A 10,874-nucleotide genomic window follows, 5' to 3' on the forward strand; every position below is an offset into this window, starting at 1 on the left:
TTATTTGGTACGGTTCGCTTCTATAAATTCTGCCATTTTATTAATGGAAACAAAAATTTCCCTGCTCTGGGCAGGATCAGTCAGTTTTATACCGTAATCTTTTTCCAAAAGCACAATAAGTTCCAGCGCATCTATAGAATCCAGCCCTAAACCGTCACCAAAAAGCGGTTCGTCGTTTCCTATATCAGCCGGCTCCATATCCTCCAGGTTAAGTTGCTCGATGATACTTTCTTTAAGTTCGGTTTGTAGGTTAATCATTTTCAGCAAAATATAAATTTTTAAGGCTTTCTTCGGAAAAAGGAATATTTATTTCCGAGGAAATGAGGCACAAAAATACATCATATTCGCCATTTTCCAAGTTTAACCAGCCGCAAAGCACCTCTGAAGTCTTTCCTGAAGTCAATAAACTTTCGGAATAGTTCTTAAGTAATTCAGCATTAAAACTTTCCGCTATAAAAAAAGCATTTTCGCTTTGTAGTTTAAATTTTATACTAATCTCGCCTAAAATAATATTAGGTAGTGTATAAACAAATAGCGCAGGGGAAGCAAAGGTTTTTGTACTCTCTTGAAATTGCCTGTCGGTTTCCAGGCTTGATGAATTATTGGAAAAGATTAGCGCAGTATCAGTTGAAAAACTATTTTCTCTAAAAAGAATTTCGGTCCCTAAAATCCCTAATTTAGATAAGCCGTCCATTTTATGAAATTTCGGGTATTTCAGTTCTAAAAAATCGTAAACCGATTTAAGGAAAACATCCAGATTTTTTTCAGAAGAATTAAAAATCTCATTTTTGGAATTTGAGATCTTTCCATCTTTTATTTTAACCCAATCTTTTATGGAGAAATCCTTTTGCATTTATTCCTTTTTTAAAACCAAAGCGAGGTTACAACCACCAAAACCAGATGCGGTTTTTAGCCCATAATTAATTTCCTTCTCCTCATTTTGCTGGATTATATTCAAGGATTTAGAAACTCCTAATTCTCCAAAATTTTTAGAACTATACAAGTAATTTTTCAGCATAGAATGTTTAGTGATAATACTCTCTATTAAAGCTGAAGCGCCCAAAGTGTGACCGTAATAGCCTTTTAAACTGTGAAGCGGTGTATCTTGTAAAGCACTCCTGTGAAAAGCAATACTTTCCATTTCATCGTTATAGATAGTGGCGGTGCCGTGAGCCGATAAAAAATCTATTTCTGCTGCGGAAATTGAGGTTTCTTTTAGCGCTTTTTGAATGCTTTGATACAAACCTTCACCAGTTCTGGAAGGCCCCGAAATATGGTTTGCATCATTTACTGTGGCATCTCCAATTAGAGCTATATTTCCTGAACTTTCAGGTTTATCAATACTCACAAGCATAGCCGCTGCGGCTTCGCCTAAACTAATTCCGTTGCGATCGTTAGAAAAGGGCTTGCAAGCCTCCTGGCTTAAAGCCTGGAAAGAATTAAAACCTGAAACAACGAAATCGCTAACCAGATCGCCTCCAACCACAAATGCATTTTTAATTTTCCCTATACTTCCTAATCTTCTCGCCACAGCAAGTCCCAGGCCACCAGAAATGCAGGCATTAGAAACAATAATAGGTGTTTGAGCAAAGCCGAAAAAATCGGCAATCACTTTTCCGAGTTCGCTTAGCTTTATTCGGATTTCGGGAAAGTTGCCGGGATCTTTTAGAAGGTTTATATTTCCTTTAGTAGTGGTGACCACCAGGGCGGTTTCAGCCAAATTCAAGTTTGGATTTTTATTTAAAACCTGCTGTACCGCCAGCAGCATCATTTTTTCAAGCTTGGTATATTTTTTAGGGTTTCCAATTGCTTTAAAATCATCATTTAATGGGGATTCATCAATAATTCCGGCGTAAAAAGAATTTTCGGTGATCTCAGGTTTTTGTTGACGTTTTAAACCTGATCTTCCTTCTCGAATCGCCTTTATATTTTCTTCGGTAGAAAATCCAAGTGGAGAAATAATAGCATCGTCTAACAGGTAGAGCTTCTTCATTAAAGCAACTTCATTTTCTTTTTCCAATCTAAGAAAAACGGCGGATTATTCAAGACTAATTCCCGCTTTTCATCCAGAAATACCTGTGTTGTTTCCCCGGTACAGATCAAATCTTCACCCTTAAAAATTTTGTAAGAAAAATTGATTTTTGCAGTTTCAGAATTTTTAAAAGTGGTTTCTACCCTAAATGAATCACTATATTTTAAAGGTAATTTATGTTCGCAAACAGATTTTACAATAGGTGTGGAAAAACCTTCTGCTTTTGCATCGAGGTAAGAAATACCGTGTTCCCTACCGAAATCTTCCCTGCCTTCCTCAAAATATTTCAGGTAATTCCCGTGCCAAACAATTTGCAACGGGTCACATTCGTGAAAACGAACTTTAAGTTTTGTAATGGTAGTTAGGGATTTCTCCAGCATAATAGCATAATTAATCTACGGTTACCGTTTTCATTTCAGAAGTGGCTAAAAGATTTCCTTCTTCATCAAAAGTACGTGCGCCAACAGAAGTTACGTTCATAAACTCCTGGAGAATTTCCACATAAGTCATGAGTTTGATTCCGGCTTTTGGTAGTTCCATAATCTCTACAGCCTTAATTGCGCCAATAAACCCTGTTTTTGGTTTATCAAGTCCGCTTAAAAATCCCTGGTAACCACGCCATAGCGACATACTTTGCGCCATGTGCTCTATTATGCCTGGTTCAGAAAAGATATCGTTTTCAACTAAAATATTATCTGCCGGAATAGTAAATCCCGTGGTTCCTTTCTTTTCGTTATACTCCAGCAAACTGTCTACCATTACAAATGGCGGCTTTTGAGGAATTAACTGAAGTATTCTATCTAATTCTAAAATTGGTTCTTTTAATAAATTTTCTTCCATAAACAGATTTTAGCTGAAATCGTTCCAATAATCGTAATAATTATACCACTGATGCGGGTATTTTTTTAGCATCTTTTCAAGGTTTTCAAGATAAGCTTTTAATAAATTTTTCGCCTCATTTTTCTCAGGATTATAAGGCCTGGCATAAAAATGATAGTGAAAATTCTGCTCTCTCATAATGTGAACAAACAACACTGGGATTTTATTACGAGCAGCCAATTTAAATGGGCCCTGTGGAAACTTAACCGGTTTTCCCATAAAATCTTGAGTATAGGTTTTGGCTTGTTCAGTATAACGATCTGCAGCAAAAACAAGGAGTTCGTTATTTTGAAGCGCGTTGTTCATTTCAAAAATATGGGAAAGATCTTCTTTTAAAACAATGAGTTTTATAGCTGATTTTCCCGTAACCGATTCCAGGTAATTTTTGATCTCTTCGTGTTCCAGATCGGTTACTACAAGATTTACAATAGTATGATCATGTTTTTTGTCAAAGAAATGTTTAGCAAGATTGAAATTACCGATATGTGCGGTAAGCAAAATCCCGCCTTTATTCTGTTTCAGTAAGTTTTGAATATGCTGAATTCCGTCAAATTCAAAAGTATATTTATGTTTTAATCCGGAGGCAATGGCCACCCGATCTAATTGAATTCTTCCAAAGGTAAAATAGCTCTTATAAACATTTAAGGCAGATTTCAGCCTGGAATAGCCAAGATGCTTTCGGAATAAAAAATATACACTTTTGGTAGAATTAAAAGCGAAAAACACAAAATAAAGCGCCACAAAAAGAAGAACAAAATAGGACGCATAAAGGCCGAAAGTTTTTAGGATAAAAATATAAATCCTCATTCCCAAAACGCTGCCCCTGGATTTACCTTTCCACTTTGCCATTTAAGAATAGAGTCCGCCGTTAATATTTATAACTTCTCCGGTAATGTAGGAAGCCTTTTTAGAAGCCAGGAAACTCACTAAATCCGCTACTTCTTCTGCTTCGCCAAAACGATTTAATGGGATCAATTTTTTAAGCTCTTTTTCATCAAAATCAGCTGTCATATCTGAAGTTATAAAACCGGGTGCTACAGCATTTACAGTAACTTTTCTTTTACCAATTTCCTGTGCCAGTGCTTTAGTGGCTGAAATTAATGCGCCTTTTGCAGCCGAATAATTTACCTGTCCGGCATTACCTTTTAAGCCCGAAAGCGATACAATATTTATAATTCTACCGTAGCGCTTTTTCAGCATATTTTTTAATAAAGCTTGGGTAACATTATAAAAACCATTTAAACTGGTATCGATTACCGAATGCCAATCTTCTGGTTTCATCCACATAAAAAGTCCGTCGCGAGTTATTCCAGCATTATTTACAATGATTTCAATTTCTGCATCAGGATTAGCTTTACTGAATTCCTCCAAAGCTTTCGTGGTATTTTCAGCATCAGCAACATCAAATTGAAGCAATTCACATTGTACATTTTCAGCCTCAACAAGCTCTTTTGTGGCATTAGCAGCCTCGATATTAGAATGGAAATTCAACAAGATATTATATTGTAATTCCCTTGCTAATTTAATAGCAATAGCTTTTCCAATTCCGCGGGAAGCACCTGTAACGAGTGCGTATTTCATTGAGTTCTTGTTTTCTGGTTAAGATTGAAAAAAGCTCGCAAAAGCAGTTAGTTTTTATTTATAAACATCGTTATTTTTAAGGTATTCTTTTACTTCAGCATTAGTTTTATAAAGTGGAGAATCTTCTTTTATTTCAGGAATTATCTGGTTCATTTCTTCTAAAACCTGCCTGGTTTTATTCGATAATTTTTCGTCGAAATTCAAATAGCGCAAAGCCTGGACAATAGTAATTAGTTCTACTGAAAGCACTTCAAAAGCATTATCAATAACGGTTTTCGTAATATTTGCCGCATTGGTGCCCATACTCACAATATCCTGATTATCGTTATTATTGGGAATACTGTGAATATACATAGGGTTTGACAAGGTCTGGTTTTCTGCCGTGGTAGAAACCGCGGTAAATTGGGCTCCCTGCATTCCAAAATTAAGCCCTAATTTTCCCAAATTCACAAAAGGAGGTAAAATATCGTTGAGCTTATTATTTAGCAAATAATTGAGTTGGCGTTCAGCAAGCATAGATAGTTTGGTAACCACGAGTTTTAATTTATCCATCTCCAGGGCTACATAATCGCCATGGAAATTCCCACCGTGATAAACATGTTCGTTTTCCACATCTATAATGGGATTATCGTTGGCAGAATTCACCTCCTCGATAAGGATTTTGGCAGTATGTTCTATAGTATCGTAAACCGGGCCTAAAATTTGCGGCACACAGCGTAAACTATAATATTCCTGGACTTTTTCTTTAAAATACGTGTTTTTATCGGCCTTATCATTATATAAATGTTCGTTACGGTCGCGAGTGAGTTTACTGTCTTTTAAATGATCTCGCATTCTTTCTGCAATCTTTTGCTGGCCGTGGTGTTGCTTTGCTGCATTGAGTTCTTCAGATAAGTGATCATCATAAGCCTGCACAATTTCATTAATCGCTGCAGAACAAAAAACCGACCAGTTCAACAATCGTTTAGCATAAATAATATTCACAATCCCAATGCCGGTCATTGCTGAAGTACCATTCATTAAAGCCAGTCCTTCCCTGATTTCAATTTCTATCGGACTAATATTTTCTTCGGAAAAAACTTCTTTGGTTTCACGGCGTTTACCTTTATAAAAAACCTCGCCTTCACCGATTAAAACCAATGCCAAATGCGCTAGCTGAACCAGATCTCCTGAAGCTCCTACCCCACCGTGTTCAAAAATAAGTGGTGTAATATTTTTATTGATAAGTTGCTGCATTACTTCGGACACAGATCTATGTACACCAGATTTTCCCAGGGAAAGTGTATTTAATCGGGCCAGCATTAAAGCTTTTACATAAAGCGGCTCCATAGGTTTACCCGCGCCCGAGGCATGACTTCTTATTAAGTTATACTGAAGCTGAATGCGATCTTTATCTTTGATCTTATACTGGGCCATTGGCCCAAAACCGGTATTTACGCCATAAATAACCTTATTCTTGGAAAACTCCTTTAGAAACTTAAAACTAGCATCAATTTTTTCTAGGTTTTTTGAAGTAGGCTGAATTTCAGTATTTTCAAACAAAACCTTATGAAAATCATCGAGGCTAAGGGTATTATTGATTTGGAGCATAGACCGCGTAATTGTTAAGAATCTTAACAAATGTACTATATTTAGGCCGTATTTTAAATTGAAGATTTTAGATTTAGAACGAATATTCATAGTAAACGCAAGTTTGCTAAGCCCAAAAAATGAAACAGCTTAATACACAGATCTTAATTATTGGCGCCGGCCCTTCTGGAATGGTCGCAGCCGGGTATTTGCAAAAACAAGGTGTAGATTGTTTAGTTGTGGAGAAAAGTTCATTTCCGCGCTTTAGTATTGGTGAGAGCCTATTACCAAAAAGCATGGAAAACTTTAAGGAAGCAGGATTATTAGAGGCTATTAAAGCAGAAGGATTTCAAAAGAAATATGGTGCCAGATTTATAAAAGAAGATAAAGTTGGCGAATTTGATTTTTCTGAAAAATTTGGAGAAGGCTGGAATTGGACCTGGCAGGTTCCAAGAGCTGATTTTGACCTTGTTTTAGCGAATGAAATTCAGCGAAAAGGCGTAAAAATCTTTTTTGATGCTGAAGTCAAAAATGTGAATTTTGAAGAAAATAGGTCTTTGACTGAAGTTGTGATAAATTCAAAAGAAAAAATTGAAATACAAGCTGAATTTATAATTGACGCCAGTGGAAACGGTCGCGTCTTGGCAAAGCAATTAAGTTTAAACGCTACTCCAAAAATCACAGGAAATTCTTCCATATTTACACATATCAAAGAAACAAATCGACCAAAAGGCAAAGAAGGTGAACTTATTACCTTTGAAGTTTTAGATACCAAAACCTGGTTCTGGTATTTTCCTTTTTCTAACGGAAATTCCAGCCTTGGTTTTGTAAGTGAAAATGAGTGGTTTGAAGGTTTCAGTAAAAATAATTCGGTTGCTTTTAAAGAAATGTTGAACAAACTGAAGTATTATAAGAACCGGTTTGACGCATACCCTTTTTTATTTGAACCGGTTAAGATGCCAAATATCTCCCGAAATGTAACAAAGATCTATGGCGAAGGATTTGCATTGACTGGAAACAGTGCAGAATTTCTTGACCCTATTTTCTCTTCTGGAGTTGCCTTTGCCACCGAATCTGGATTAAAGGCCGCTAAATTGGCTAAACTTGAAGTAGAGGGTGAAAAAGTTGATTGGGAGAAAGATTATGGAGAATATATGCAAGCCGGAATTTCTGTATTCAGCAGTTATGTAAAAGAATGGTATACCGGGAATTTACAGAAATTATTTTTTCACGAGAATCCCAGGACTGAAATTAAGGAACAAATTTGTGCGGTTCTGGCGGGATATGTTTGGGATAAAAACAATCCTTTTGTGAAAAATCACCAACGAATTATAGGAAATATAGCCCATATGATAGATCAGGAAGAAATAAATATTTAGAAAATTTTAAGCTTAAATTTCTGATGTCAAAGCGATTAAAAAAAACGGTGAATTTTATTCTGTTCTTTAGCCTAAAAAAGTTTGGAAGGTAAGTAAGTAAAAGTTAAATTTGCAACCGCAAAATTGTTTGCGCGTTCTTTAAAATTGGAGAGGTGGCAGAGTGGTAATGCAGCAGCCTGCTAAGCTGTCATCCTTTTTGGATGCCCGGGTTCGAATCCCGGTCTCTCCGCAAGATTTTTTAGTCTGCGGATTTTTATTCTCCTTTTCTTATGGAAAAGATAGGGATAATCTTCCTCCGTCTCCCGGATTGCTTTTTAAAGAGTATTTTGGATCGGAAAAGGCTAAAATTTCCGTTAATAGTTTATGCTATTAATTTTGGGATTTATTTCTGGCTTTTGCCAAATTAAATCTTCCCAATTATCGCGCCGAGCGCGATTAAAAAATTACTCGGGGTGTAGCGTAGCCCGGTTATCGCGCCTGCTTTGGGAGCAGGAGGCCGCAGGTTCGAATCCTGCCACCCCGACTAAATACAAGCCTTTCATTTAAAAATGAGAGGCTTTTTTTATGAGCTAGATTTGCATTAATATCCAGCTCGCCTTTACTTTCTCATTTCTAATATAAAATATACTTGAACTAATCGGTTATAAGTTTTTTTTTATCTTTCCCTAACTTCGGCTTAATTTTGCACCTATAATAGCAACTATGGATTTTAGAATTGATCCCGATACCTGGTTTGTTTTTAGCACGCTATTTATAAGCGGTCTGGGCCTGTTTATAGCCGGGTTTATAGTTATTCCATATCTCCTTCGGAAAAAACAAATTGAACGTCTTCAATTTAAGTTCGTGAGAAATAATCACCGCTACGAAGAAGTAGTAAAGAACATTTCTCATCGCAAAGAAATATTCCTGGAAAACAACAATAGGAAGTTGAAATCAGATTTAAGTTCTTCTTTACGAAAAATAGCAAAATCTAATAATAACGAGTTAGACGTAATTACTTTCTTCTCCGACTTTGAAAAAGTTTATCCTGATTTCACAACTTCACTTCAAAAAATAAATCCGAATATTACGGCAAATGAATTAAAGTTGTGTGCGCTATTACGGCTAAATCTAAGCGCCAAAGAAGTCAGCAAAATATTAAACATCACTCCTGAAAGTGTAAATAAAGCACGCTACAGATTAAGAAAAAAGATTGGTCTCAAACCAAAAGAAGACCTGGATATATTTCTCATAAATATATGATATTCAATATTTAATATCGACGTCCATTCTTTGTCCATTGGCATTATTATGATTTTTATCGAACTCATTACTATGTTTGTTCAAAACAAAAAAGATGAGATTTTTCGAAATTATTTTACTGCTAATTGTTACTGTATATCCTATTTTGGTATTACTTAAATTCCGAGTTCCAGGGAAGAAAATTTTCGCCGTTGTTCCAGGAATTATTTTCCTATTCCATTTAATATTTGAAGGATTAAGATGGCAAATGTTTCCGGGGTATTTATTGCTAATTGGAGTGATTATTCTTCTTTTAAAACAACCAACTTGGAAGAAATCAGGTTTATTATTGAAGGTTTTTATTTTAACCGGCACGGGCGTTATTTTGGTTTTAGGCTGGGTTTTACCCATCATCTTACCGGTTTTCGAGTTGCCTACTCCTACCGGAAATTTTAAAATTGGAGCGAGAGATATTCATATAAAAACTAACCAGCCAGAATTAATAACTTCAGCGAAAGAAGATAAAAGAGAATTAATGGTTAAAGTCTGGTATCCGGCACAGATTGAAAATGAAAATTTAGAAAAATATCTTGACAAAGGAAACAGACTGGGTTTTGCCGCTAAATACGGTTTGCCCGGCTGGACAATGAATTATTTAGACTTTATAAAACCTCACACGTATATAGGTCCAAAAGTTGCACAAGGGAAATTTCCGGTTTTAATTTTTTCTCACGGTTACTATTCGAAAGCCTATGGCTACTATGCGCTTATTGAAGAAATTGTGAGCCAGGGATATATTGTTTTAAATATTAATCATACTTATGAAAGTACGGGCTCAGTATTCCCCAATGGTAACGTAAAGCTTTATAATACAACATACGATAGCTTAAATAATAATCAGCAAATGGCTGAAATGGCCTGGAATGCTACTCAAGAATTCAAACAGGCTGAAAACGATAAAGAAGAATTTAAGGCTGTTGAAAATTTATTCCAGGATTATATTGCTGCTGAAGGTATAAAAAGATGGAGTAAGGATATTTCTTCGGTAATAGATCATTTAGAAAATAAAGATGATTTCTCTTTTTTAAATAATCATATAATTAATTCAAGGATTGGTGCTTTTGGCCATTCCCACGGAGGAGCTGCGGCGGGAGAAGTTTTAATTGAAGATGAACGGGTAAAAGCGGCAATAAATATTGATGGGACCCAATGGGGTTCTATGGTAAATAATTCTTTAGATAAACCTTTTGCCTTAATTTCTTCAGATTGGCCAGACGAACAACCAAATTTTAATAAACATGCATTTCATATGGGCAGCTCTGCCGATTTCTATAATATTAAAATTGAAAATTCTGGGCATTCAAGTTTTATGGACATTCCATTAATGGTTAGTCTTTCAGCTGTAAATGAGGCGGGAAATATAGATCCCTTTAAAGCATATAAAGCCACAAGCTCAATTGTACAAAACTTTTTTGATCAATACCTTAAAGAAAAATCAAACGACATTCTTGAAATTGAAGAGCAGTACCAGGAAGTTTCGATAAAAAAGGGATTCTAAATATATTTCCTAAAAAGGTTTTATTATTATAGATAATTTTTTTTGTTTCCCGGAATGGATAATAGCAACAAAATATTGACCAATAGCACCGAAATTTTATAGGTATTTTAAGACAGGTTTTAGGGACTCTTTCGTAATTTAAGCATTATGAAAAATAATGGTATTACATACTTAATTCTAACCAGTATTTTATTGGTTATCATTACCATACTTGTATACTTTAATACCAATTTCCCATTGGTTTTCTATTTAACCTTCTTCGGACAATGTTTATTGGTATATAGTGTTTATAGAATTCTTACCGATAATTACAAAACAGAAAGAACCTTGAAGAACCCCCATTTGTTAGGACAGCTTAGCTGCTAAATTAAGTTCTATTTTTTATTTTTTAAGCAGCATTTCTTTCTTGTTTTAAATATCGGTTGATAGGTATTTCATTTTCTATTCCCTGGTGCCTTCTCCTATGGTTGTAAAAATCAAAGTAGTCCCGGAGTTGCCTGTATAAACCTACCCCGGATTCCGGAGGATTGAGATAGATGTTTTCGTATTTCACACTTCTCCATAAGCGTTCTATAAAAACATTATCGATAGCTCTTCCTTTACCATCCATACTTAACTTAATATCCCGAGAGCGTATGCTACCCGTAAAGATCTC

The 10,874-nt window shown here is 35.5% G+C and carries 12 protein-coding genes and 2 tRNA genes; 5 read left to right on the plus strand and 9 right to left on the minus strand.

Annotation, left to right across the window (positions count from 1 at the left end):
- Genes B5440_RS13435 through B5440_RS13470 form a run of 8 tightly spaced genes read right to left on the minus strand, consistent with a single transcriptional unit; the run spans position 1 to position 6,082 of the window.
- On the minus strand, positions 1-258 hold the full coding sequence (locus B5440_RS13435) for a phosphopantetheine-binding protein (protein WP_070054290.1): 258 nt from the start codon (positions 256-258) through the stop codon (positions 1-3).
- Positions 251-853, minus strand: coding sequence for a hypothetical protein (locus tag B5440_RS13440; RefSeq protein ID WP_070054289.1), 603 nt, complete (start codon positions 851-853; stop codon positions 251-253). Before B5440_RS13440 ends, B5440_RS13435 begins: the two co-directional genes overlap by 8 nt.
- Entirely contained in the window at positions 854-1,993 is a 1,140-nt protein-coding gene (locus tag B5440_RS13445; protein WP_070054326.1) for a beta-ketoacyl synthase N-terminal-like domain-containing protein, read from the minus strand.
- Positions 1,993-2,412 (minus strand): acyl-CoA thioesterase, encoded by a 420-nt coding sequence (locus B5440_RS13450; RefSeq protein WP_070054288.1) that lies wholly within the window; start codon positions 2,410-2,412, stop codon positions 1,993-1,995. The genes B5440_RS13445 and B5440_RS13450 overlap by 1 nt, the downstream gene beginning before the upstream one ends.
- 10 nt (positions 2,413-2,422) lie before the next feature.
- Positions 2,423-2,872 (minus strand): hotdog family protein, encoded by a 450-nt coding sequence (locus tag B5440_RS13455; protein ID WP_070054287.1) that lies wholly within the window; start codon positions 2,870-2,872, stop codon positions 2,423-2,425.
- Positions 2,873-2,881: 9 nt separating this feature from the next.
- Complete coding sequence (locus tag B5440_RS13460; protein ID WP_070054286.1) at positions 2,882-3,760, minus strand: LpxL/LpxP family acyltransferase; 879 nt, start codon at positions 3,758-3,760, stop codon at positions 2,882-2,884.
- Positions 3,761-4,492 (minus strand): flexirubin biosynthesis SDR family reductase FlxB, encoded by a 732-nt coding sequence (gene fabG / locus B5440_RS13465; RefSeq protein ID WP_070054285.1) that lies wholly within the window; start codon positions 4,490-4,492, stop codon positions 3,761-3,763.
- A gap of 54 nt (positions 4,493-4,546) precedes the next feature.
- Positions 4,547-6,082, minus strand: a complete 1,536-nt coding sequence (locus B5440_RS13470) for a flexirubin biosynthesis tyrosine ammonia-lyase FlxA (protein ID WP_070054284.1) — start codon at positions 6,080-6,082, stop codon at positions 4,547-4,549.
- Positions 6,083-6,201: 119 nt separating this feature from the next.
- Here B5440_RS13470 and B5440_RS13475 point away from each other — a divergent pair, with 119 nt between their 5' ends.
- From B5440_RS13475 to B5440_RS13495, 5 genes are all read left to right on the plus strand, one after another.
- Positions 6,202-7,440 carry an NAD(P)/FAD-dependent oxidoreductase gene (locus tag B5440_RS13475; RefSeq protein ID WP_070054283.1) on the plus strand — a complete coding sequence of 413 codons (1,239 nt, stop codon included), beginning with the start codon at positions 6,202-6,204 and terminating at the stop codon, positions 7,438-7,440.
- A 146-nt stretch (positions 7,441-7,586) separates the two neighbouring features.
- Positions 7,587-7,669, plus strand: a tRNA-Ser gene (locus B5440_RS13480).
- A gap of 219 nt (positions 7,670-7,888) precedes the next feature.
- Positions 7,889-7,963: transfer RNA gene (locus tag B5440_RS13485), tRNA-Pro, on the plus strand.
- Between the two features lie 179 nt (positions 7,964-8,142).
- Positions 8,143-8,682: a helix-turn-helix transcriptional regulator gene (locus tag B5440_RS13490; RefSeq protein ID WP_070054282.1), complete on the plus strand. Its 540-nt coding sequence runs from the start codon at positions 8,143-8,145 to the stop codon at positions 8,680-8,682.
- 94 nt (positions 8,683-8,776) lie between these two features.
- The gene (locus tag B5440_RS13495; protein WP_070054281.1) at positions 8,777-10,219 is read left to right on the plus strand and encodes an alpha/beta hydrolase family protein; all 1,443 of its coding nucleotides are present in this window, start codon (positions 8,777-8,779) and stop codon (positions 10,217-10,219) included.
- 388 nt (positions 10,220-10,607) lie between these two features.
- On the opposite strand, the gene B5440_RS13505 is transcribed toward B5440_RS13495, so the two are convergent.
- A partial coding sequence (locus B5440_RS13505; RefSeq protein ID WP_143533308.1) for an integrase core domain-containing protein occupies positions 10,608-10,874 on the minus strand: 267 nt, incomplete at its 5' end.

The sequence above is a fragment of the Salegentibacter salarius genome (genome assembly GCF_900168265.1).
Classification (GTDB): Bacteria; Bacteroidota; Bacteroidia; order Flavobacteriales; family Flavobacteriaceae; genus Salegentibacter; species Salegentibacter salarius.

Coding starts and splice junctions, on each gene's coding strand:
- B5440_RS13435 (WP_070054290.1), bottom strand. CDS start 258: ATGATTAACCTACAAACCGAACTTAAAGAAAGTATCATCGAGCAACTT.
- B5440_RS13440 (WP_070054289.1), bottom strand. CDS start 853: ATGCAAAAGGATTTCTCCATAAAAGATTGGGTTAAAATAAAAGATGGA.
- B5440_RS13445 (WP_070054326.1), bottom strand. CDS start 1,993: ATGAAGAAGCTCTACCTGTTAGACGATGCTATTATTTCTCCACTTGGA.
- B5440_RS13450 (WP_070054288.1), bottom strand. CDS start 2,412: ATGCTGGAGAAATCCCTAACTACCATTACAAAACTTAAAGTTCGTTTT.
- B5440_RS13455 (WP_070054287.1), bottom strand. CDS start 2,872: ATGGAAGAAAATTTATTAAAAGAACCAATTTTAGAATTAGATAGAATA.
- B5440_RS13460 (WP_070054286.1), bottom strand. CDS start 3,760: ATGGCAAAGTGGAAAGGTAAATCCAGGGGCAGCGTTTTGGGAATGAGG.
- fabG (WP_070054285.1), bottom strand. CDS start 4,492: ATGAAATACGCACTCGTTACAGGTGCTTCCCGCGGAATTGGAAAAGCT.
- B5440_RS13470 (WP_070054284.1), bottom strand. CDS start 6,082: ATGCTCCAAATCAATAATACCCTTAGCCTCGATGATTTTCATAAGGTT.
- B5440_RS13475 (WP_070054283.1), top strand. CDS start 6,202: ATGAAACAGCTTAATACACAGATCTTAATTATTGGCGCCGGCCCTTCT.
- B5440_RS13490 (WP_070054282.1), top strand. CDS start 8,143: ATGGATTTTAGAATTGATCCCGATACCTGGTTTGTTTTTAGCACGCTA.
- B5440_RS13495 (WP_070054281.1), top strand. CDS start 8,777: ATGAGATTTTTCGAAATTATTTTACTGCTAATTGTTACTGTATATCCT.